This is a genomic window from Bacteroides sp. OM05-12, assembly GCF_003438995.1.
GTDB lineage: Bacteria > Bacteroidota > Bacteroidia > Bacteroidales > Bacteroidaceae > Bacteroides.
Genome location: NZ_QSUN01000002.1, coordinates 164,148 through 188,921, shown reverse-complemented (window position 1 = coordinate 188,921; position 24,774 = coordinate 164,148). Strand labels below are relative to the sequence as shown.

Sequence of the window (24,774 nt, the reverse complement as noted above, 5' to 3'; positions counted from 1 at the left end):
GTACATTATGTCAAAGATCGTTTCTCTTATGTATCTTACGTTTCAAAGATAGTGGAGAATAACGGATTCGAACCGTTGACCCTCTGCGTGCAAGGCAGATGCTCTAGCCAGCTGAGCTAATCCCCCTTCATGAATTCCGAATTCCGAATCCCTAATTACGACTTCTTGTCGTAATTCATAATTCCTAATTCGTAATTTAGAAGTAGTCCCAGGCAGAGTTGAACTGCCGACCTCTACATTATCAGTGTAGCGCTCTAACCAACTGAGCTATAGGACTGTCAGTATCAACCTTGCCTTACGGCTCGGCTTCTATCTAATCTCTTTATATTTTAATAAACAACTACCAGTAGTACAAACAAACCAAACCGGAATCATATCGTATAGAATCACTTGTATCAGAGTCATTAAAACTCGTAATTCGTAATTCGTAACTCGTAATTCTAAAAGAACGGCCTCTCCAGAAAGGAGGTGTTCCAGCCGCACCTTCCGGTACGGCTACCTTGTTACGACTTAGCCCCAATCACCAGTTTTACCCTAGGGCGCTCCTTGCGGTTACGCACTTCAGGTACCCCCGGCTTTCATGGCTTGACGGGCGGTGTGTACAAGGCCCGGGAACGTATTCACCGCGCCGTGGCTGATGCGCGATTACTAGCGAATCCAGCTTCGTGGAGTCGGGTTGCAGACTCCAGTCCGAACTGAGAGAGGTTTTGGAGATTAGCATCCGGTCGCCCGGTAGCAGCTTTCTGTACCCCCCATTGTAACACGTGTGTAGCCCCGGACGTAAGGGCCGTGCTGATTTGACGTCATCCCCACCTTCCTCACATCTTACGATGGCAGTCTGATTAGAGTCCTCAGCATCACCTGTTAGTAACTAATCACAAGGGTTGCGCTCGTTATGGCACTTAAGCCGACACCTCACGGCACGAGCTGACGACAACCATGCAGCACCTTCACATCTGCTATTGCTAGCTAATCTGTTTCCAGATTATTCAGATGCAATTCAAGCCCGGGTAAGGTTCCTCGCGTATCATCGAATTAAACCACATGTTCCTCCGCTTGTGCGGGCCCCCGTCAATTCCTTTGAGTTTCACCGTTGCCGGCGTACTCCCCAGGTGGAATACTTAATGCTTTCGCTAGGCCGCTGGCTGTATATCGCCAACAGCGAGTATTCATCGTTTACTGTGTGGACTACCAGGGTATCTAATCCTGTTTGATACCCACACTTTCGTGCCTCAGCGTCAGTTGTACCCTAGTAAGCTGCCTACGCAATCGGAGTTCTTCGTGATATCTAAGCATTTCACCGCTACACCACGAATTCCGCCTACCTCATGTACACTCAAGACTGGCAGTTTCAACTGCAATTTTACGGTTGAGCCGCAAACTTTCACAGCTGACTTAACAGTCCGCCTACGCACCCTTTAAACCCAATAAATCCGGATAACGCTCGGATCCTCCGTATTACCGCGGCTGCTGGCACGGAGTTAGCCGATCCTTATTCGTACGGTACATACAGGCACCTACACGTAGGTGATGTTATTCCCGTATAAAAGAAGTTTACAACCCATAGGGCAGTCATCCTTCACGCTACTTGGCTGGTTCAGGCTCGCGCCCATTGACCAATATTCCTCACTGCTGCCTCCCGTAGGAGTTTGGACCGTGTCTCAGTTCCAATGTGGGGGACCTTCCTCTCAGAACCCCTATCCATCGTTGACTAGGTGGGCCGTTACCCCGCCTACTATCTAATGGAACGCATCCCCATCGTTTACCGAAATTCTTTAATAGCAAAAAGATGTCTTTTCGCTATGCCATCCCGTATTAATCTTCTTTTCAGAAGGCTATCCGGGAGTAAACGGCAGGTTGGATACGTGTTACTCACCCGTGCGCCGGTCGCCATCGGAAGTATTGCTACTCCCATGCTGCCCCTCGACTTGCATGTGTTAAGCCTGTAGCTAGCGTTCATCCTGAGCCAGGATCAAACTCTTCATTGTAAAAGTTTTATATAATTCTGCTCAAGGACCGTTATTTATCAATGTCTAATTGACGGTTTGATTTTTTACCCGAAGCACTCATTTGTTCAAATAAGCACCTCGATCTTGTACTACTTGTATTTAGCCTGTAGCTAGCGTTCATCCTGAGCCAGGATCAAACTCTTCATTGTAAAAGTTTTATGTAATTCTGCTCAAGGACCGTTATTTATCAATGTCTAATTGACGGTTTGATTTTTACCCGAAGCACTCATTTGTTCAAATAAGCACCTCGATCTTGTACTACTTGTATTGTTTATGTAAATCTTTCAAAGAACTCTTGGTTTATGCTTCATTTCTAAAGCGGGTGCAAAGGTAAGGACTTTATTTTTCAAAACCAAAACTTTTCCAGGTTTTTTTCGATCTTTTTTCATCCCCTTGATCAACTCAAGGAAACGTCCGAACTTTTGCGACGTGGGTGCAAAGATAATACCTTTATAACATCAACTCCAAACTTTTCAACAAGTTTTTTTGTTTTATTTTTTAAGGAGGATTACCGTCCCACTCAAGATGTCAATCCAAATACCCCGGCTCTCTTGCGAAGCGGGTGCAAAAGTACAGGCTTTTAAATAATCTGCAAACTTTTATCGCCTTTTTTTAGCGAATAAATGAAACTTTTTTGTAATATGCTGAAAGACAAGGATATTTGGGAAAGTATTTTTTCAGCTTTATGCTAAATAGAAGAAGGGATATACATTATATATTGTGTGCGCGTGATACAATTTTTATCAAAGGATTTTCATTTCTTTTGTGCGTACAAAAGAAACGAAACAAAGAAAAAACGCCGGCTTACGTTGCGAAGCTAAAATATAGCTCCATTTCCTGAACAAAACGAACTCGCTACGCTCAAACAACGTTTTGTTCTTAACGGAAATGAAGCTATATTTCTTCACGCTTCTCCACTAATGCCGGAGATACTCGGGAGAATCTCGCTACGCATTGATGGGAAATCCACTAATGCTGAGAATCTCGCTGCGCATCGATGGGAAATGCTTTCTCTTAATGCGGGGAATCTTGCTGCGCATCGAAGTAGTATGCTATATAGCCTTCCAAGAGAGTTGCTGCGCTTAATACTACTTTTTACTCATCCATTCTTTTTGTACATCGAAACAGGGACAGGCGTTTCCTCCGTATACTTTCAGTTGGTTGTGACCCAGTATGATGATTTTCGGGAACACTTGTTGCAAGGTGGTCACTAAGGCGTTCATCGCCTCACACTGGTGGCGGGTGCGGGTGTCCTTGGGATTGCCGTCGGCATCGCTCCCACCTTCGTAACAGATGCCGATGCTGCACCTGTCGAATCCGTGTGTATGCCGCCCTGCCTCGCTCAACGGCAGGTGCTGCCTTATATGTCCGCTTGCCGATATGTGGAAATGAAAAACGGCGTCTTCTTTCTTGTGCCCGGCACTGCAATGAATGATAAGGTATCTGACCACCCGGTCCGGCTGGCGGTTTGTTCTCCTCGACCTCATCCCATACAGGAACTTAAACCGATGGCACCGGCGATGGAGGTGGCTACTGCGATAATAATTTTGAGGATGGTTCCCCATAGGTTCTTCTTTGATGTTGACATTGTTTTTTTGATTTAAAATGAATAATTTAAGAAACGAGGTTCGCGGATAACGCTGATTCGGCGGATTTATGCGGATCTTATAAATAAAGAATCCGTTGGTATCCGCCATATTCGCATCATCAGCAAACCATCGGGATTTCTTCTTTAAGACGGTTTCACAACCTCTTCTTCCTTCTCCGCTTCGCTCTTATAAGGCGTATACTTCATGGTTTTGCACATACTCACCAGATGGGTGCCGGGTGAGAAGATGACACGGCATCTGCCTACATTCGTATTCTTGAAATCTTTCACCGTATCGGTAGGCTGACCCGTACGCACTGACAGACGGAAGCTACCCAACTTGCCTACTTGTGCCGTGTTACCTTCTTCGAGCACGTTTTTCAATTCGAGCAGGAACTCGGCTATCGTCCCTTCCAACTCTCCGGGGGAATAACTGGAACGTTCGCTGATGCGCTGACAGATTTTCTCTGTATCTACTTTCTTCGCACTGCGTGCCTGGGCATAGTAACGGGGTGACTCATCCATCTTCAACGGATTCTTTCTGGCAATAACTACATACTGTTGCATAATCTTTTGTTTTAAATTAAGAATTAATAATTAAGAACGAAGAAGCGAGGTTCGCGGATAACACTGATTCTGCGGATTTATACGGATTTTATAAATAAAAAAATCTGTTTTTATCCGCTCGATCCGCGTCATCAGCGAACCATCGGCTTTCTTCTGTTTATTGATACTGTTGTAACCGGATTACTTTGCAAAGATACGGCATGCCATTGGTGGGCTGACGGGCGTTGAAGGGATGTGAAAGGGAGAAGGCAATAATAAAAACTAAAGTTGCTTTTACTTTCGTATATCGCTAATAATCAGTATATTTACAGAGTAATAACAACAAAGATACAAGCAAATGGAAAACGAGATATTTACCGTGAGATGTTACAGCAAGTCCGAACTGGCGATGATGTATTTCCCCGAACTTTCTCAGGAGATGGCTTCGCAGAAGCTGAAAAGATGGATCAGGCGGTGCACGCCTCTGATGGGCGAGCTTGCCGAATGTGGTTTTTCCACTTCATCGTGCCGGAAAGACCTTACACCGAGAGAGGTGCGGCTCATTGTGCGGCATTTGGGCGAGCCGTTTTATCCGGAAGAGGTGTAAGCGGCCTTCTATTTTTCAGGCGCGAAATGAGGTTGTCAAAACTATCTCAATTCCCCTGCTTGAGCGGGGCAGGGGGTGTGTGAATTTTCTAACAGTTTAATAAGCAAAGAAAGATCACACACCCCTTAATCCCCGCTCAAGCGGGGAGACTTGAATACTTTGGCTTTCGACACACTCCGCATTCAATTCCCCTGCTTGAGCGGGGGCAGGGGGTGTGTGAATTTTCTAACAGTTTAATAAGCAAAGAAGGATCACACACCCCTTAATCCCCGCTCAAGCGGGGAGACTTGAATGCTTTGGCTTTCGACACACTCCGCATTCCCCATTTTCAACTTTCAATTTTCAATTCCCAACTCCCAACTCTCCACTCTCCACTTATTCAACTCTCACCTAAATAACCTCACATTCTTCATGAGCCACTCCGCAGTGGGAACGTAATCGCCTATTTTCGTCATGCTGCGGTTGTGACCGTAGTACACTTTACCCGTCTCACCGTTACGATGCTTGGCGATGATGCCGATGCCCAGCCCCTCCGTAGCGTATCCGCTCTCCTTGTCGGTCTGGATGCCGGCACGCTTGGGACGGTAGAGCAGCATCACGATGTCCGCATCCTGCTCTATCGCCCCGCTCTCCCTTAAATCGTTGATTTGGGGTATCTGACCGGGACGGCTCTCTGCCTGACGGTTCAACTGGCTGGACACGATGACGGGGCAGTCCAAACGCCTTGCCAGCGCTTTCAGCTTACGGCTGCACTCCGCCACCTCCTGCTCACGGTTTCGCCCGCCGGTCATCACCCGGCAAAGCTGAAGGTAGTCCACCAGCACCAGGCGGCACAGCCCTTTGGCATGGAGCGACTTGGCGGTGAGGCATATCTCGTCGATGCTGATGTAGGGCGTATCGTCCACGTGGATGGGCAGTTGCTTCATCCGCTCGGTGGTGATGCGTGCCGTCTCCAGCTCCGCATCCGTCAGCCGTCCGCCCTTCCACGCATTCGGGTCGATATCGCACTCGGACAGCATCCAGCGGTCGCCCACCTCTCGTGCGGACATCTCCAGGGTGAAGTACACCACGGGCACATCCGCCATAGCCGCCTGCTTGGCGAAAAAGAGGTCGAGCGCCGTCTTTCCGTCACCCGGACGGGCAGCGGTGTAGATGACATTGCCCCGCTGCCAGCCTCCCGTCAGCTCGTCCAAATCCCGCAATCCGGTGGGGATGCCCGTCACACCATTCACCGACTTGCGCATACGCTCCACGCCCTCGCCGAGGGTGACGTCCATCACCTCCGCCATCGTGTGCAGGTTGTTCTGCAAAGGCGTGTCCTCCATCAGGCGGGTCAGTTCTCGCTGCGTGTCGATAATCGTGTCGTACAAATCCACCGTTGGGTCGAGTGCCTGCGCCTGCATCCCGGCGAGCAGCCGTATCAACTCCCTGCGTAGATAATACATCCGCAGGATGTGGCAATGCTGCTCCAGATGCACGGAGCTGGCTAGTTTGCCGGACAGTTGGGCGATGTAGTAAGGCCCTCCCACACGCTCCAGCGCGTCCATCCGTTTCAGTTCCTCGGTCACGGTGAGTATGTCCACCGCCTCTCCACGCCCGTAGAGCGCCATCGCCGCCCGGTAGATTTCCACGTGGATGTCCATGTGGAACATCTCCGGACGAATGATTTTCATTGCTTCGGGCAGGGCGTTGCGCTCTATCAGGCAAGCCCCCAGCACCGCTTCTTCTATCTCGGGGACAGAAGGATTGTTGTTCTCCGTTCGTTTTTCCATGCTCTTAATCAATCAGATAACTCTTGTCCCTTAGATAGTTATACGCTTTTCTCACGTGGCGCACATCGGGCAGGCACATATAATACTGCTCGATATTCTCCAACGCCATCGTCCGTTCACGCAGGTTCATCCGTTTCCACTCCCGTTGCGCGGCGTACTTCTCCATCGGTGTCTGCGCCGTCACGTCGTGATAGCACGTCCAAAACTCCTCGAACATCCGTTCCGCTTTCGTGAGTGGCTTCTCTCCTTCCCCGTCGGACTTGTCGCACGCCTTCCGGTTGGCACACAGTTCCTCGTAATCGACTATCCGCAGGCGATGCGGGCGGCACTTCCTGTCGATGACGATTACTCCTTCCGCCTCCAGCAGTTCGAAGAATCGGCCGGTGTTCCTTCTGCTCCACCCGAACAGCGCGCTCCACTCATTCAGCGTAAGCATCGACGCGCCCCTCTCCAAGAGTTTCCCCCTGACCGTGCGGTCGGAGTAATTCATCTTCGTGAGCATACACAAAAAGGCAAGCGGCTCACTGACCGGACTCTCCTGCGCACCGAATATTTCATTCAACAAACCTCTGGGCACCATCAGATGCCCCCGTCTACCCATACCTACATACCCATTTTTCTTTTTCATTCTGTTGTTATTTTAAGTTATTACTATTATGCCCACTTTCTGCCTACAGATTTGCCCGCTCTAAGCATCAGCTTATCTGCCCGTTAGCAAAAAGTACGCCCTATATTTGCCCACATTTTGCCCATACCCCTTATATAGGTATAAGAAATAAGTAAAGAATTAAAGAAATATTATTAACATAATATTTGGCGGGAGATTTCTTTGGGATAAAGAGTAAAAACCGGAAACAGTTTTGTCCTAGTTTAATTCTGCCGTGAAATGATTATGGAAATTTTATGACTATTATATTTCCCAATTGCACCGCAAAATTCAGCATTTATATTTACTTTTGCGTGTTATTATAATGACACGTTTTATAAACGTCTAACTACTAATCATTTAAAACAAATAAAAGTTATGAATCAATCAAGACAAGAGAAAAAAAAACCTCACTAGCCCCGTCTCCCCCGAATACATAGAGGAAGTAAGCCGCAGTTTCAATGAAAAAATCCAGTACCTGCACCTGCTCAACAATGTAACCTACAATGAGATTGCCGACTTCTCCGACATCAGTAAAAGCTCCGTACGAAATGGTTACCTCACGGGCAATATAACTCTTTCCACTTATCTGAAACTTCTGCTCAGTCACCTGAAGCTGATGCGCTACCATTTTGATTACATCCGTCTCAACCAAAGTGTGATACATTGCATAAAAAATAAGAAACATCTCGTACTGTTGGAGTTGGACGACGAGGAACTGAAAGATTATTCCGCCCCGGCGGTTTTGATGAAAAAGACGGAGTAGCCGGGAAGCGTACGGACATACGGTCGATTGACGACAAACGATAGGAGTTTGTAGGCAATCGACCGTATGTTTGTTTTTAATCGGGCGTATGAGGAGAAGGAAAATATCACGGAGAAATTAAAGAAAGCCGATGGTTCGCGGACAACGCTGATTAGGCGGATGGAGACGGATTCTTTATTTTTTTAATCCGGACTAATTTTCCATCCTTTCCTCCCTTAATTGGTTTTCAAAATTGCACTGTTGATTACTTTGTCGATATTGCTATTATCACGAGAGATTTTCTTTCCAAAGTCAAATGTATAAGCAACCTTTATGTAACCGGTCTGCTGATCGAGCTTACTGATTGCAACATTCTCATAACGATACACTCCCCTATCCATCACAGATTCTTTTTTGCTGTGTCTGACAAAAAGGTTTCTAAACCCACCTTCTATATGCCAGTTATGATGAGTCCAACTTACATAACCACCATATTGAAACGGTTCGGCTCCACGCATCAGGTTCAGATTAAGCCATTTAGTTCTTGACTTGGCAAATACACCACATGAAAAATCACTCCAATAATAATCTATCTGTGCACTGCCGGAGAAGTATTTCAATTCTTCGGGAGTAGATTTGTATTTCACATATACCCAATTGCCTGCTAACTTGATACGTAGATTGTCCGTCACTTTCCATGCGCCCGACAACTGACTTGTGAACGACCGATGTTTGCCCTCGCTCCGAAAAGTTCTTATCAACCTATCATTTTCCATATAGAAATATTCGACGGTAGCATTATTGATTACGTTATACAGAAGATTTGCCCCAATGTTGAATCTTCCAAACTGTCCGCTATAAGTAATCATAGGGGTAGTTTGAAAAGCAATCTTTTGATGGGGATTCCCACGTCTTATTTGCAAAGAATCTATTTGCTGCTCCACTTCGTTCAACTGATCGATTCTTAAATATCCGTTGCCTATAGGACATCCCAGCCTGATTTGCTGATTCTTTGAAGAACGATAAATCAAATTAAAATGCAAGCGGGGTGAAAACTTGTCTTTTCTTTCATCTCCATGCAGTCGATATTGTACATAAGACAGTCCCGGACCGAATCTGAGCGAGAGCTTCTTCCCGAACTTTTGGTTGTACTCCAGAAACAGTAAACTTTCTCCGTCCCAAAAGTGCTGCCATGAAGAATTACTCCCTTTATAATCAACCGTACTGATGGTATGAAGATGATAAGCCTGTATAGTCAACGAATTTTGATGTGCAAATTGAATGCCGTAATTCATAATGACCGAGAAATCAAATAAATCTTCCTTGCTGTTTGTCAAAGTGGAATAGGTATTTTCCCGGTAAGCATAAGCGTAAGAGTTGTTTGCATAGCTACCATGCAAAGTCGTTTCAAGAAACTGTTTGCCGTTTAATTGAAAATAGCCATAAAGTTCCACTCCCGATTTCCACCCCGATTGATTTGTATTTTTGAAACTTTCCTGCTGCTGACCGGAATCAGCATATCCCAACCGACTCCGACTGTAATTATTCGGGACGTCATTACGCACAAAAGACAGTTTGCCTGTAATGGAATGCCTGTCGTTTTGATTGGCTAAATTCAGTTGGGCATATTGGCTATTATTTTTCACTTTACTTTCCAATGTACCCGAATACCTGTCTGTTTCGTGATCCGAAAACACGAAATGTTCTTGCGTATCATCTGTCGTTCCGTCATAATCGCTCATGGAATGACCGGCAAATAAGGAGTAACTGGTGTTATTGTGGGATAATTTGGCTACACCGCTATAATTACCGTTCAAATATCCTATTCTTTGTTCTGCATTCAATGACACATAGCCTCCTGTCTTATATTTTTTCGTAATAAAATTGATGGCTGCCACATCATTCATATATTTCCCGACAGGTACATCAAAATATTCTATCTTTTCAATTTCTTTGGGATACAAGTCACGTACTTCCCGGGCATCCACTTTACGCCCGTCAATATAGAGCGTTGCCTCTCCGCCCAAAGTAGAAACTTTCCCTTTTAAACGATCCACATCTATTTCCGGAATCATTAACCTATAGAGCAGGTCGTATCCCGTAGTCGAATGTTTTATTTGTTTATTATCGGGGTAAATCGAGATCCTATCGTCTTGCCGGACAAAAGAAGTGCCTTTTACCGTAATCTCATTTAATACGACATTATCTGTTTCCAAGACCACAGCAGAGAGCTGCTTATCATTTAGCAATTCCACAGGAAAAACTTTTGCCTGATATCCTATGGAACTTATGCTCAATAAGAATTTTCCTTTTTGCTTAAAACTAATTGAATAAACACCCAAGCTGTCAGTGGAAGTTCCCTGAACAAATGTAGAATCCGGTTTTAGCAAACGCACCGTAACGTAGGGTAACGCTTCATTCTTTTCATTAAGAACCGTACCTGTTACAATTTGCGCCATCATGAGCTGTACAGACCAAAGCAGTAGGACAAATAATATGATTTTTTTCATCGTATTATTTTAAGGTTTGAAATTGTGCTAAGAATTAATTCTACAATCATAGAATTTAAATCTCTCCTATCTTCTATGCAAAATTAGATAATATCTCAACATAAGTATGTTCGATATTATCTAATTATCTTCCGCTATTATCTATTTCAAGCCTACGTTTGACAGCTAAAAGCTTTTTCCGTTACCCTATCAGCTCGTAACTATTAATCTGTATCGGCATATCCAAGTTGTGCAGCACCTTCTCCAGAAGAATGCCTTCGCGGTTGTCATATTCGTAACCGAAAGTGGCACGGATGCCTTGCAGGATGAACTGCGCAGCGCGGTCGAGGGCAATGGGAAGACTGTCTCCCTGCATCAGCGCACCTGTTATGACACTGGTGAAGGTATCGCCCGTGCCGGGATAGTGCGCGGGAAGATACGGACAAGTGACCTTCCAATAACGGTTGCCGCTACGGTTGTAGGCATAGACGGAGGTCATGTGCGGATTGTCTGCCACGGGAACACTGGTGATGATGACAACCTCCGGGCCTTTGTCCGACAGCTCACGCAGATAGAATTTCAGCTCATCATCGGAGATTTCGGTCTGATAAGGTTTATCGAGCAGGTAGAACAGTTCGGTGAGATTGGGCGTGATGACGTCCGCACGATGGATGAGCTTTTGCATCTCGTAGACCATCGTAGCGTCTATATTGGAGTACAGGCGTCCGTTGTCGCCCAGCACGGGGTCGATCACCACCAAGCTGTCCGGCGTGCGGAAATCGCTGATGAATCCGTCCACAATCTGTACCTGACGGGGCGAGCCGAGATAACCAGTATAGAAGGTATCAAACTGTACTTCGAGCTCTTCCCACTCACGGATAATCTTCACCATCTCATCCGTGAGGTCAAGGAACGAGAAGCGGGGATACTGGGTATGGCTGGACAGCACGGCGGTGGGCAGCGGGCAGACCTGAAAGCCCATCGACGACAGGATGGGGATGACAACGGTAAGGGATACGCGACCCACACCGGAAAGGTCATGGACGGCTACTACTTTTTTTACTTTATTGGTATACATAAGGTTCGGTTTATTGTTTTTACAAATATACGGAGAGTTTTTGGGATTTTCATTTCTTTTGTACGAACAAAAGAAACGAAACAAAGAAAAATCGCCGGCTACGTTGCGAAGCTAAAATATAGCTCCATTTCCTGAACAAAACGAACTCGCTACGCTCAAACAGCGTTTTGTTCTTGACGGAAATGAAGCTATATTTCTTTACGCTTCTCCACTGATGCCGGAAATACTCGAGAGAAGCTCGCTGTTTTCGAGAGAATCTCGCTGCGCATCGAAGTAGTATGTCTATTCGCTGCATTCTTTAGACACTCTTGTTTATGATAAACTATTCAAAAGCTCCTCCTCTGTTTATAGAGGAGGTGTCACGAAGTGACGGAGGAGTTTCTTCCATTCTCAATTCTTAACTCTCCATTCTCAACTTAAAGAAAGAACTCCCTCCCCCTGCGGGGACTCCCTCTATAAACAGAGGGAGAGCTTTAACTACTCCTGCGATGATAGTCTAAACGATCTAAAAGCTCCTCTGCTTATAGGGAGAGATTAGGAAAGCATCGCTTGGCGAAACAAAAGAATCCGACACCCCTCCTCCTCTGTTTATAGAGGAGGTGTCGCGAAGCGGCGGAGAAGTTTCTTCCACTCTCAATTCTCAATTAAGAAAACTATTGCAGCGTAAAGATAGCCTCTTGAACATCTTCGGAGTTGGTCCCTACGTATACTTTATAGTCGCCGGCTTCTGTGCCCCATGTATTGTTTTTACGGGTGAAGGCAAGGTCTTCGGCGGTGAGGGCGAACTTCACATCTGCGCTCTCACCTTTCTTTATCATCAGCTTGCGGAACCCTTTCAACTCCTTCACCGGACGGGTGACACTGCCTACCAAGTCTTGCACATAGAGTTGTACAACTTCTTCACCATCATAGTCTCCGGTATTGGTCACGGTGACGGAGACGGTAATCGGTGCGCTGTCTGTCAACGTGGTAGAGCTGACAATCGGTTGGGAGTATTGGAAGGTGGTGTAGCTCAGACCGAAACCGAAAGGATACAACGGTGTGTTGGGTACATCCAGATAACGGCTGGTATATTTCTCATCACCTTGTATGGGGCGTCCGGTATTCTTCATGTTGTAATAAATAGGTACTTGCCCTACGTTGCGGGGGAAAGTCATCGTGAGCTTGCCGGAAGGGTTATAATCTCCGAAAAGCACTTCGGCTACTGCCGGGCCGCCTTCCGTTCCGGGATACCATACGTCGAGAATGGCATTCGCCAATTGGCTTTCACGCTCCAGAGTAAGCGGACGCCCATTCATCAGGACAACCGTAACGGGTACGGGCAATGCTGCCAACTGCGCAAGCAAATCCGTCTGCACACCGGGCACATCGATGTTGGAACGGGAAGCGGCTTCACCACTCAAATCCCAACGCTCGCCCATCACAAACACTACCGCATCGGCATTGCGGGCAGCCGCCACAGCAGCAGGGAAACCGCTTTTATCAGTGCCGTCCACCTTACAACCTTCCACGTAAGTAATCGTAGCCTGCGGTCCGGACTGCCTGCGGATGGCATCCAATATCGTCATGCAACGGGAAGCGTCGCCCGCAGCTTGCCATGAGCCTATCAGGTCGCGCTGCGTATTCGCCAGTTCACCGATGACCACGATGTGTCGGTTGCGTGGCAAAGGCAAGGTTTGCTTCTCATTCTTCAACAACACGAAACTCTTACGCGCCATGTCACGACTCGCCGAGAGGTTTTCGGGTGCATAAATCATCTTCTGCTCTGCTTCGGGATCACAATAGCGATAAGGGTCGTCAAACAATCCCAAACGTACTTTCATGGCAAGAATCCTGCGGACGGCGGTGTCTATCTGACTTTCCTTCACCTTGCCCGCCTTTACGAGCTTCACCAGATAATCACCGTAAGCCATGCTCTCCATATCCATGTCGATACCTGCGTCGATAGACAGCAACGCCGCCTCTTCCCTATCCGCAGCCACGCCGTGAGGCACCAGTTCGTTGATAGCCGTATAATCCGTCACGGCAAAACCTTTGAAGCCCCATTCATCACGCAGGATGGTCTTGAACAGGTAATCGCTGGCAGATGCCGGCACGCCGTCCAACTCATTGAAAGAGGTCATGATACTTCCCACACCTGCATCTACCGCCGCTTTGAACGGTGGAAGATAGATGTCACGCAGTTCGCGGTCGGAGATGTCCACCGTGTGGTAATCGCGCCCCGCCTGTGCCGCGCCGTATGCGGCAAAATGTTTCACACAAGCCAATACGCTGTATTTATCGGCAAGATTATCTCCCTGTATGGCCTTCACACGGACAGCCGCGATGCAACTCCCTAGGAAAGGATCTTCACCGGCACTCTCGGATACACGTCCCCAACGAGGGTCACGCACGATGTCCACCATCGGAGCATACGTCCAGTGGATGCCGGAAGCAGCCGCCTCTACCGCCGAGATATGCGACGCCCGTCCGATGGCTACCGTATCCCATGAGCAACTCTCCCCGAGCGAAATCGGAAACATGGTCTTATGCCCGTGTATCACGTCATACCCGAACAACAAAGGTATCTTCCGCTCTGTCTCCTCGACGGCAATACGTTGCAGCTCACGGGTGTACTTGGTGGTGTGGGCATTGAAGATATTCCCCACCTGTCCGGAACGGATATACTCGGCATAATTGTCGCGCATGGTAGGCCCGGTAACGTCCCAATTACTAGTGAGCAGGCACATCTGCCCTACTTTTTGCTCCAACGTCATCAGCTTCATGACGGAGTCCACACGTTCATAAACTTGTTTATCGTTGCCCCACGGAGTCCGGGGGTAATCGTCGGAGCTTGTGCCGGAACAGCTTCCCAATGCGATGGCGATGGTTCCGATGAATGTTAGGTTCTTAAAGGTCTGTTTCATAATTTATATGTCTAGGTTTTGGTTGTTTATTTGCGCTCTAGCCGCGCAGGCTTTTCATTTCTTTTGTGCGTACAAAAGAAACGAAACAAAGAAAAAACGCCGGCTTACGTTGCGAAGCTAAAATATTCTTCCATTTCCTAAACAAAACGAACTCGCTACGCTCAAACAGCGTTTTGTTCTTTACGGAAATGAAACAATATTTCTTCACGCTTCTCCACTGATGCCGGAAATACTCAGGAGAAGCTCGCTCTTTTCGAGAGAAGCTCGCTGCGCATCGCTCCATGCTACATCCAGAAGAGTCTCACTGCGCATCGAAGTAGTATGTATCTTCGCTGCTTTCTTTAAATACTCCCGTTTATGATAGTCTAAACTACCCAAAAGATCCTCCTCTGTTTATAGAGGAGGTGGCGCGAAGCGACGGAGGAGTTTCTTCCATTCTCAACTCTCAACTCTTAACTCTCAACTTAAGAAAGAACTCCCTCCCCCTACGGGGACTCCCTCTATAAACAGAGGGAGAGCTTGAAATTACGACTGCTTACTGCAACGTAAAATTACTCTTGCTTATGGTAGCCCATCCCTATAAGAGGCGCCGCAAAGCGACGAAGAAGTTTCTTCCACTCTCAACTCTCAATTTATTCAACTCTCAACTTAATAAGAACGACCGACCGTATATTTGTGTTCAATCGCCCGTATCTTTTTTCACCACATACCGCACCCAAAGCATACTACTTCGATGCGAAGCGAGATCCCCAAACTCCCCCTAACCCCACTACCCCAACGAGTTTGCTTGAGAGAACTGCATCATTTACGCAGCGTCAAGCGAATGAACGGGAGGGGCGCGTGAAGAAGGAGGCTTGTTTGAGCGAAGCAAGTTTGCCTCCTTTAGCGTCACGCAGAGAAGGAGCAGCGGAAGAAATGCAGCAGCACGCTCAAACAAACGAGCGTCAATGCAATCGAATCGGAAGTTTATATTCCTTTCCTCCTACTGTCATGGTCAACGTACACACATCATCCCCTGAACGGACAAACTGCGGAAAAGTCAGCATATTTCGCCCTGTATCCGCACGCTCATCCATTGTCCGCACAATTACTCCGTCACGGTTTGTTATCGTAAAGACTGCCTTGCCGGACTGCTCCACATAATACGGTATCATGTAAAGCCCATTGTCCGGATAGCGGCGAATGTCATAAGCATCTTCCACATACTTTCCATGAGCTGCCTCTAAGGTGACGACCACTTCGGGGAAGCCCGTCTTGAACACGGGGGGACGGATACCTGCTACCGCAAGTCCTTTCTGTACATCCCCGTCGCCCATGAACAACTTCCACAGAAGTCCGCTCCGGTAATTCTCTATCATACAAGGAATGGGGAGCTGGTCGATAGCCAAGTAGCTATTGGCAAACCAGTCATAACGGAGACTGAAGGCATCATACGGCCCATACAATCCCCACATCTTATTCCGGTAATTATTATAGATATTCCACAATACCTGCATGGAATACTGAGGCGTATAAGGCATACTGCTGAGTGCAGCCGTAGGAGCTACCGTAGCATGGTCATTATCGGGTGCACTCGCCGTATAACCGCCCTGAATATCACTCGCTGTCAGCCCCCAGTAGACCTGGCTGTAACGGTTCTCTTTCGGGGCTGTCTCCAGACAATAAGCGCGGTTGATAAGTGTCTGGGTGACATTGCGTACCCAATAACCACGAGTCACATAATCATCCGACATCTGTTTCGGATCAAGCCCGATGAAGGAGTAATGTACAAAGAACAGAGGGCCGGTATAAAACATGGATGCCTGGATGGGATAACCGTTGTATACCCGGTCGGTATATCCCTCGCCCGATGTCCAATAATTGTATGCCCTACGGGTGATGGGGTGTGTAGGCGATGAAACCGCCAGCACGTAGGTCACCATACATTCGTTGAATCCCTGTATCTTCATGTTCATATCGAAACCGTAATCGGGACTCCAATGCCAGTACAGACCGTCATTCTCACCTTTCGTAAACCAGTTCCAATCCACATCGTTCCATATTCCGGTAATATCCCGGCGAAGCTGTTCCTCCGCCCCGTTTCCCATGAAATAGGCACGGGCGATGAGCAATCCTTCTATCAGGAAAGAGGTCTCCACGATATCCGCCCCGTTGTCTTTCGGACTGAAAGCGATGGTCTTCCCCGTCTCACCGTTCAGCCAATGCGGGAAAGCCCCGTGAAGCCGGTTGCGCTCCGTCTTATCCTTCAGGAAGGAGACAATCTTTGTCAGGCGTTGCACCGCTTGTTCGCGGGTAATCCATCCACGCTCCGCACCTACCACGATGGCGGCAATGCCAAAGCCACTGCCTCCGGTAGTAACCGGAGTATCTTTGCCCGTATTCCGTTCCAAAGCGAGTCCGGACACGGGATGGGCATAGTTCCACATATAGTTGAATGCATCCTGCTGGAGCTTATCCAACAGGTCACGGTCTTTCAGGTAAGACTCATCGGGTGAGAAGTTACCGTCATTGTCCGAGCCACTTGAGTCTTTCACGCTGTCTGTTTTGCAGGACAGCAGGGAAAGGAGGATGGTTGCTATAAATATTAATTGTTTCATAACGTTAGTTTTTAGTTTTTGTTTGTTTGCGCTAGAGCCGCGCAGGCTTTTCATTTCTTTTGTGCGTACAAAAGAAACGAAACAAAGAAAAAACGCCGGCTTACGTTGCGAAGCTAACATATTCTTCCATTTCCTGAACAAACCGAACTCGCTACGCTCAAACAGCGTTTTGTCCTTCACGGAAATGAAACAATATTTCTTCACGCTTCTCCACTGATGCCGGAAATACTCGAGAGAAGCTCGCTTCGCATCGCTCCATGCTACATTCGGAAGAGTCTCGCTGCGCATCGAAGTAGTATGTCTCTTTGTTGTATTCTATTGTGCTTGCTTCGCTTTGCTTTGAGGTGATATGCTTCTATGCTGCTTTCTACGAGACCGTTACTCTGTATTCTTTAAATACTCCTGTCTATGATGGTCTGAATTATTCAAAGAGGTTGTCTCAAAGCTTTCTCAATTCCCCCGCTTGAGCGGGGGTAGGGGGTGTGTGAATTTTCTAACAGTTTAACAAGCAAAGAAAGATCACACACCCCTTAATCCCCGCTCAAGCAGGGGAGACTTGGATACTTTGGCTTTCGACGCATTCCGCATTCAATTCCCCTGCTTGAGCGGGGGTAGGGGGTGTGTGAATTTTCTAACAGTTTAACAAGCAAAGAAAGATCACACACCCCTTAATCCCCGCTCAAGCGGGGAAACTTGGATGCTTTGACTTTTGATTCATTCCGACCGCTAAGCGACAGAGAAGTTTCTTCCATTCTCAATTCTCAACTTGTTCAACTCTCAACTAAATAAACATACGGTCGATTGATGACAAACTCCTATCGTTTACAGACAAAGGACCGTATGTTCGTATTCAATCGTCCTCATCTTTTTCACTACATTCCGCACCCAAAATCACATCTAAAGCTCACTATCACAGCAACTTGTTTGAGAAGGGTCTCAGACCCTCTTGTTTCGCCAAGCGATGATAGCCAAAACTATCTAAAATACCTACTCTGCTTATAGAGGAGACGCCGCGAAGCCACGAAGGAATTTCTCCCATTCTCAACTCTCAATTCTCAACTTAAAGAAAAAACTCCCTCCCCCCTACGGGGTACTCCCTCTATAAACAGAGGGAGAGGGGGCACAGCCCCTCTTGTTTCGCCAAGCGGTAATAGCCAGCGAAGCGCAGTAAGCAACATGAAGAGCAGCAAAGAGACATATCACCCCAAAGCGCAGCGCAGCGAAGCAAAGCGCAATAGAATACAGCAAAAAAACATACTACTTCGATGCGAAGCGAGATCCCCCTAAAAAACTCCCCCCACCCCACTACCACAGCGAGTTTGCTTGAGAGAGCTGCATCATTTACGCAGCGTCAAGCGAATGAACGGAGAGACGCGTGAAGAAGGAGGCTTGTCTGAGCGAAGCGAGTTTGCCTCCTTTAGCGTCACGCAGAGAAAGAGTAGCGGAGGAAATGCAGCAGCACTCTCAAGCAAACGAGCGAACTACCATCCCGCATTCTGCGTCAGCGTTCCCCCGCTCAGGTCGATTTGTCTTTGCGGTATCGGGAACAGTTCATTCTTTCCTGCCACCCACTTACTGCCAAGCACCTCTGCCGCTTCTCCCCAGCGAACGAGGTCAAAATAACGTTCCGCTTCCATCGCCAGTTCGATACGACGCTCATGGTGAATGGCAGCACGGAGTTTCGGAATATCCGTTGTCTTCACCTCCGGCAAGATATTCTTGTTTCCGCCACGGGCACGAGTCCTGACCATCTCCAGCTTAGCCAACGCATCCGTCGTATTGCCCAACTCACAGGCAGCCTCCGCATTCATCAGCACCACATCCGCATAACGCATCAAGCGGATATCTATCCAAGAACCCTTCTGCCAGTAACCATTCCAGAAGTCGCGGTTCGGTTTGTTTCGTTCATCTATCCACGGATACACCTTCTTGTTATAGTAAGGATTGTCCGCATCCGCAGGAACCAGTTCACCCGGCTCCACATACGTACCTCGGAAGATAACCGTGGCATCTTTCCGGGGGTCTCCCTCCTCGTACGCATCCAACAATCTTTGGGAAGGCACATTGAAACCCCAACCCAAGTTGAGCGAACCGCGCACGCCCTGCACCTCGGCATATTGAGAACCGATACTTTGTCCGTACAGTATGTTCTGATCGCACTGCGTCTCAAATACACTTTCCGGCCCGTTCTCCTCCGCTTCGGTAAAGATTTTATCATAAGGAGTAGACAGGTTATATTCACCGGAAGTAATGATCTCCGACGTCAGACGATACGCCTCCGACCAATTCTTCTGATACAGATAAACCTTCGCCAGATAAGCCTTGGCTGCACCACGGGTGGCACGTCCGTACCATTTTGTTCCGGCAGTGCTCTTCTCCGGAAGAAGCGGAGCGGCATACTCCAAATCCTCACGGATAAAGTCGTAAGTAGCGGCAAGCGAGCTACGGGCAGGAGACTGTTCGTCTTGTTCCAGCTTATGGTCTACGATAGGCATACCGCCGAAAGCCCGAACCAGATTAAAGTAATATAGCGCACGCATGAAACGGCTTTCCGCCTTCATCACCTCGATGGAATCGTTCTGCGGAGCGGTGGCAAGGAAACTAAGCGCTTCGTTTGCCTTGGATACGCCTGCGAAATTTCCCGTATACCAAGCGGAAATCAACCCGTTGTCTGCATTGAAAGTAAAGTTCGCCAACTGCCCCATCTCCGGCGAATCCGTCGGCGTACTGCCCTTATCGGCATCACCGGACGTCACACTGGTGATACCCACAAACGGCATTGCAGAGACATCATACGAGCGCAGATGTCCGTAGGTATCGAATACCATGCCTAGATAAAGTTCGTTCTCGCTGAAGCCCAAATCCTCGTTCGTGGTGGAGCCGTAGGGCTTGCGGTTCAGGAAATCATCGCTGCAAGCTGTGGCAAGCAGCATTGCCGACAAAGCGGCGGTTATATATTTTAATTTCATAATCATGTCTGTATTAGGATTAGAATGTTACGTTTAAGCCAAAGGTCACGGCTGCCGGTATCGGATAAAGCGCACCGTCGTCCACACCGGAGCGCAGTGGACTGCCGCCCACCTCAGGTGTCCAACCGTTGAATGCCGAGAGGGTAAACAGGTTTTGTGCATTGACATACACACGGAGTTTGTTCAGGTATATCCGCTGCATCCATTCACGCGGGAAAGTATATCCGAGCTGCAAGGTACGCAGGCGGAGATAGCTGCCGTTCTCCACAAAGAAATCGGAAGCACGCATATTGTCGGGACGCTGATTGCTCAAGATCGGATATTTATTGGATGTACCTTCACCATGCCAACGGTCTTTCCATCCTTCGAGGAAGTTGAACTGGTTGAAGTTATAAGGGGCTTTCTTGGAGTTATAGATATCATTGCCTGCCACTCCCGCCAATTCCAGCGCCAGGTCAAAGCCATGATATTGGAAGCTGGCACTTACACCGAAGGTGACCGGAGCAAAATAAGCACCGAGAATGGTACGGTCTTTCTCATTGACAACCCCGTCACCGTTCACATCCTTGAAACGGAAGTCACCGGCTTTCGCATCCGGCATCATCTTCTCGCCCTTATCATTCACGTAAGCGTTCACCTCCTCCTGTGTCTGGAATACGCCCGCCGTCTTATAACCGTAGAAAGAAGCGATGGTCTCGCCTACTTTCGTAATGCACGGGCCATCCACCTTATCGCTGCCATCGCCCAGAGACAACACCTTATTCTTGGTATAAGTCAGGTTTCCGGTGATGGTATAGGTCATATCACCTGCCTGTCCGTTCCAACTGGCGGCAAACTCAAAACCACGGTTGCGCATACTTCCGGCATTGCTGATCATATATCCGTTGCCCACAGCTGCGGGAACGGGAACAGACGCAAGAAAGTCTCTCGTGACACGATTGAAGAAAGTGAACTCGGCAGCAAGGCGTTGCCCTAAGAACTGACCTTCCAAACCTACTTCCGTTCCTTCCATCTTCTCCCACGTCAGTCCGGGGTCTGCCATTGCCGTAATGCTCGGCAAGGTTATCAACGAATTACCGATCACCGCCACCTGACCGTTCGGGTTCACAAACTGATAGTAATCATAACGTCCGCTACTGCGGTCATTACCCAGTTTACCCCAACTCCCTTTCAGCTTCAGGAAGTCCACACGCGGAAGATTCTCTTTCATAAAACGCTCTTCACTAAGCACCCAGCCCAGACCTACCGACGGGAATGTGCCCCAGCGATTGCCTTTGGCAAACTTGGAAGAGCCATCCCTGCGCAGCGTGGCCGAGAGAATATAACGGTCGAGATAAGAGTAGTTCACACGTCCGAAATAAGAGATCTGCGTCTCTTCGGAACGACCGTCGCCATTGGTAGCGGTCTGCACCTTTCCCATGCCCAACATCTGAAATTCATCGGGCAGGTCAGACTGGTTTCCGGCTACATTGATGGAGTCTCGTGCAGCCCAAAAGCCGTCTTGACTCTGGTAATTGGTCGTGAAACCCGCCATCACCTTAAAGCGGTGGTCGCCTATCTTGTCATCCCATGTCAGGGTATGCTCCTGCTGGAAAGTGGTAAACTCCTCGTTGTTGCGGCGAAGAGACGAGTTCGGTTGCTCATAGTTGGCATCATAACGGAACTTCTCTTTGTAGAGCTTGTCACTGTTGATACCCAAATCCAGATAAGCCCCGAAGTGATACGTCAGCTTCTTCAGCGGACGAATGTCGGCAAACACATTTCCCATCATGCGGTAGCCGTGCGACTTGTTGTCATACGTCCCCGTCTTTGCCATCGCCAAGGGATTGTTGACACGAGCCTGCACCAAGCGGTCCGGCATCATGAACTCTCCATTCTCCTCATAAGGCGCATAAGTAGGCATCGCACGAACGGCAGAGGTCAGAATATCCCCGTAGGACGAAAAAGAGTTGGTCTTCTTATCCCAATAGCTGAAAGCCAGATTGCCTCCCACCGTAGCCCAGTCGTTGAAAGAATAATCCGTGTTGAAACGAGCCGTCACACGTTGGTAATTATCATACTTCACTACACCGTCTTGCTTGAAATATCCCAAGCTGAAGAAGGAATGACTGCGCTCCGTAGCCGAAGATGCGCTAAAAGACTGATTGGTGATAATGGCCCGGCGGGTTACCTCGTCCACCCAATCCGTACCCTTGCCCGCTATCTGCGGGAGGAAAGGAGAAGGAGCCCCCTCCCCCATATCGGCGGCAGAGTTGCGAAGCAGTTCGTTGTACCAATCCGTAAACTGATTCCCGTCCGCCAACTTCACACGGTCGCCTTTCATCACTGTCTGAAAGCCCGTATAACTGTCAAAATTGAACAGTACCTTTCCCTCCTTACCTTTCTTTGTGGTAATGATGATGATACCGTTCGCACCCTTCACACCAAACATAGCCAGTGAAGAAGCATCCTTGAGCACCTCCATGCTCTCGATGTCATTGGGGTTCACAAAATCGATATTATCCGTAAACATCCCGTCCACAATATAATAAGGGTTCGAATTTCCCATAGAGCCGATACCGCGGATCGTAATGCTCGGAGCCGTACCCGCACTACCCGTTGTAGTAACGTTCATGCCCGGCACACGCCCCTGCAAAGCCGACACGGGTGAAGATGCCGGAGTGGAGGTAAGCTCATCGCCTTTCACGGAGACGATAGATCCGGTAAGGTCGCGCTTACGGGAAGTGCCGTAGCCCACCACCACTACCTCGTCCAGTGTCTTGGCATCCGGTTTCATCGTCACGTCAATGGTGTGGCGCCCGTCCACCCGTATCACCTGTGTCTGCATCCCCACATACGAGAACACCAGCTCCGCATCCATCGGTACACTAATCGAATAAACTCCATCGAGATCGGTTATCGCACCATGTGCCGTGCCCCTCTGCAAAATATTTGCTCCGATGATGGGTTCATTCATCTCTCCATCCATCACCTTCCCGGTAACGGTTATATTGCCCTGAGCGTGCACACCCGCCGCCATGCAAAACAACAAAGATAAGAACAATAATTTCTTCATAATTTAGGTTTTAGTATTTGCGATACACAACAAAGGGAGGCGGGGATTGTTCAGAGATTAACGCAGGCAGGAATAAATTGCTTTATTTGTTCATACAACAAATTATCGTATCTTTGCTTCCAAAAGCGAAGATAAGCTGCACCTCGGCATAAAAAATGAACAAGTTCATTTTATTCTGCTCTTGATTTGCATTATCTTTGCCTCCCAAAGAAACAAAGACAACAATGAAGAAGTCAATAGTACTGTTTGCCCTCATCGTCATCACTTGTATGTCATCCTGCGGAAAACTTCCTAAGAATGGACGTCTGGATGGAATGTGGCAATTAATGAAGATTGAAAAGGTAGGAGAAGATGCAATCGATACAAAAGAAGACCGACTGTTTTATAGTGTTCAACTTGACCTACTCGCATTGCAAAAAGTAGGTATCATAGAATATCTGGGACGTTTTACTCAAACTCAGGATTCATTGTTTGTCTATGATTTCCGTCTCAAAGCCGACAATGCTGTATTTGCCACAAAAGAACAACTTCAGGTGTATGGCTTAAACAATACCTCCGAACGTTTCGGAATAGAGAAACTGGACGATAAAAAGCTCATATTAAGATCTGAAAAGACGCTGCTCACTCTCAGAAAGTTTTAGCAACAAAGCATAATCAAAGGTACGGAGGGATGTGTCAATAGTCAAAGCATCCAAGTTTCCCCGCTTGAGCGGGGATTAAGGGGTGTGTAATCTTTCTTTGATTATTAAACTGTTGGAAAAGTCACACCCCCCCTACCCCCGCTCAAGCGGGGGAATTGAGATAGTTTTGATACAATCTCCCGTATCTTTATAAACGAACGTCCGTATGATTCTTCGGGGAACATACGGACGAACTTTGTTTTTTTATACTATTACTTCTTTAGTTTCTTCAACAAATTGTTGACTTTAGTCGTCGTATCGGAATTAGTATTGCTACTACCGGAATGAGCTTTTACCCATTCATCCGGCGCACCCTTTTCCGGAAAGTCCAACATCAGAATCACATTTTCTTTGGCTGGATCTGCCAACCATTCACTCCAATAACCCGGATTATCCGATTCGGCAAAACCTTCCGGACGTTGAGCAAACTCTGTCACTCCGGCACCGATTTTCTTCAGTCCCGAAGATTTTTTACTCTTTACTTCATCCAATGCCTCATTCAATAGTGTGAAGACTTTATATTTCTCATCACGATTCACCCCCGGAGTGTCAAATTGGAAAACAACGGGATGGTCACCCGGATATTTAGCCCATCCACCTGTGAAATGTATATTTTTATATTTCTCCAAACTCTCTTTGCAAAGCGCAATAAATGGGTCATTCTGTCCCGTACCTATTTTACTCGAATTTTCAAGTACCAGATTAACGGCACAGTCGCCCTTTGAATTCAAATAATCGAGTACGGTATAAGCATCTACGTCACAGAACTCCACTTCACCATGAGCAAAATAAGGAGTACCGTCAATGAAACGAATCCTCAAGTCATAGAAACGAACACCAAAATCATATTGTTCTTTGTAATCCATACTCTGGCACTTGGCAAACGGCCACATCGCCAACATCTTGGCATCTCCACACGGCTTCATGTAAGTCATGGAGTTGTGCGTACCCAGTTTTCTTCCCGATTGTGCACTAGCGGTAGATATACCTAAAGTCAATAAGATAAAACACAATCCTACTATACCTTTCTTTTCCATTTTGAGAATTTTTTATTAAAATTATGAGCAAAAATAAAAAAACTCATCGA

Annotated in this window: 16 protein-coding genes, 2 tRNA genes and 1 rRNA gene; 2 read left to right on the top strand and 17 right to left on the bottom strand. The window is 47.6% G+C overall.

Translation table 11 applies throughout. The features are described from left to right. Positions 1–52: 52 nt before the first annotated feature. The 6 genes from DXB63_RS02620 to DXB63_RS02600 form a co-directional block, all read right to left on the bottom strand. Positions 53–126 (bottom strand) — tRNA-Ala (locus tag DXB63_RS02620). A 77-nt stretch (positions 127–203) separates the two neighbouring features. After that, positions 204–277, bottom strand: a tRNA-Ile gene (locus DXB63_RS02615). A 184-nt stretch (positions 278–461) separates the two neighbouring features. Continuing rightward, positions 462–1,988: ribosomal RNA gene (locus DXB63_RS02610) — 16S ribosomal RNA — on the bottom strand. Between the two features lie 1,109 nt (positions 1,989–3,097). Further along, positions 3,098–3,496: an N-acetylmuramoyl-L-alanine amidase gene (locus DXB63_RS02605; RefSeq protein ID WP_158563621.1), complete on the bottom strand. Its 399-nt coding sequence runs from the start codon at positions 3,494–3,496 to the stop codon at positions 3,098–3,100. Beyond that, positions 3,493–3,597, bottom strand: coding sequence for a smalltalk protein (locus tag DXB63_RS17860; RefSeq protein ID WP_158563620.1), 105 nt, complete (start codon positions 3,595–3,597; stop codon positions 3,493–3,495). Before DXB63_RS17860 ends, DXB63_RS02605 begins: the two co-directional genes overlap by 4 nt. Before the next feature lie 144 nt (positions 3,598–3,741). Next, the gene (locus DXB63_RS02600; RefSeq protein WP_233522746.1) at positions 3,742–4,164 is read right to left on the bottom strand and encodes an HU family DNA-binding protein; all 423 of its coding nucleotides are present in this window, start codon (positions 4,162–4,164) and stop codon (positions 3,742–3,744) included. Between the two features lie 337 nt (positions 4,165–4,501). Here DXB63_RS02600 and DXB63_RS02595 point away from each other — a divergent pair, with 337 nt between their 5' ends. Continuing rightward, a complete protein-coding gene (locus DXB63_RS02595; protein ID WP_122124822.1) occupies positions 4,502–4,750 on the top strand; it encodes a DUF4248 domain-containing protein in 249 nt (82 codons plus the stop codon). Positions 4,751–5,136: 386 nt separating this feature from the next. On the opposite strand, the gene DXB63_RS02590 is transcribed toward DXB63_RS02595, so the two are convergent. From DXB63_RS02590 to DXB63_RS02550, 10 genes are all read right to left on the bottom strand, one after another. Continuing rightward, on the bottom strand, positions 5,137–6,522 hold the full coding sequence (locus DXB63_RS02590) for a replicative DNA helicase (protein ID WP_122124821.1): 1,386 nt from the start codon (positions 6,520–6,522) through the stop codon (positions 5,137–5,139). A gap of 4 nt (positions 6,523–6,526) precedes the next feature. After that, positions 6,527–7,150, bottom strand: coding sequence for a hypothetical protein (locus DXB63_RS02585; protein ID WP_122124820.1), 624 nt, complete (start codon positions 7,148–7,150; stop codon positions 6,527–6,529). Positions 7,151–7,544: 394 nt separating this feature from the next. Then, entirely contained in the window at positions 7,545–7,835 is a 291-nt protein-coding gene (locus tag DXB63_RS02580; protein WP_147332245.1) for a hypothetical protein, read from the bottom strand. Positions 7,836–8,149: 314 nt separating this feature from the next. After that, a complete protein-coding gene (locus DXB63_RS02575) occupies positions 8,150–10,423 on the bottom strand; it encodes a carboxypeptidase-like regulatory domain-containing protein (protein ID WP_122124817.1) in 2,274 nt (757 codons plus the stop codon). 181 nt (positions 10,424–10,604) lie between these two features. Then, the gene (locus DXB63_RS02570) at positions 10,605–11,480 is read right to left on the bottom strand and encodes a pyridoxamine kinase (RefSeq protein ID WP_122124816.1); all 876 of its coding nucleotides are present in this window, start codon (positions 11,478–11,480) and stop codon (positions 10,605–10,607) included. 653 nt (positions 11,481–12,133) lie between these two features. After that, the gene (locus tag DXB63_RS02565) at positions 12,134–14,386 is read right to left on the bottom strand and encodes a glycoside hydrolase family 3 N-terminal domain-containing protein (protein WP_122124815.1); all 2,253 of its coding nucleotides are present in this window, start codon (positions 14,384–14,386) and stop codon (positions 12,134–12,136) included. A 204-nt stretch (positions 14,387–14,590) separates the two neighbouring features. Further along, complete coding sequence (locus DXB63_RS17855; protein ID WP_158563619.1) at positions 14,591–14,764, bottom strand: hypothetical protein; 174 nt, start codon at positions 14,762–14,764, stop codon at positions 14,591–14,593. A gap of 566 nt (positions 14,765–15,330) precedes the next feature. Next, positions 15,331–17,271 carry a glucoamylase family protein gene (locus DXB63_RS02560; protein WP_233522744.1) on the bottom strand — a complete coding sequence of 647 codons (1,941 nt, stop codon included), beginning with the start codon at positions 17,269–17,271 and terminating at the stop codon, positions 15,331–15,333. A gap of 1,193 nt (positions 17,272–18,464) precedes the next feature. Then, positions 18,465–19,952: a RagB/SusD family nutrient uptake outer membrane protein gene (locus tag DXB63_RS02555; RefSeq protein ID WP_158563618.1), complete on the bottom strand. Its 1,488-nt coding sequence runs from the start codon at positions 19,950–19,952 to the stop codon at positions 18,465–18,467. A 19-nt stretch (positions 19,953–19,971) separates the two neighbouring features. Beyond that, on the bottom strand, positions 19,972–23,007 hold the full coding sequence (locus DXB63_RS02550) for a TonB-dependent receptor (RefSeq protein WP_122124813.1): 3,036 nt from the start codon (positions 23,005–23,007) through the stop codon (positions 19,972–19,974). A 224-nt stretch (positions 23,008–23,231) separates the two neighbouring features. Here DXB63_RS02550 and DXB63_RS02545 point away from each other — a divergent pair, with 224 nt between their 5' ends. Next, positions 23,232–23,648, top strand: coding sequence for a lipocalin-like domain-containing protein (locus tag DXB63_RS02545; protein ID WP_122124812.1), 417 nt, complete (start codon positions 23,232–23,234; stop codon positions 23,646–23,648). 251 nt (positions 23,649–23,899) lie between these two features. On the opposite strand, the gene DXB63_RS18080 is transcribed toward DXB63_RS02545, so the two are convergent. After that, positions 23,900–24,724 carry a hypothetical protein gene (locus DXB63_RS18080; RefSeq protein ID WP_178300452.1) on the bottom strand — a complete coding sequence of 275 codons (825 nt, stop codon included), beginning with the start codon at positions 24,722–24,724 and terminating at the stop codon, positions 23,900–23,902. Between the last annotated feature and the right edge of the window lie 50 nt (positions 24,725–24,774).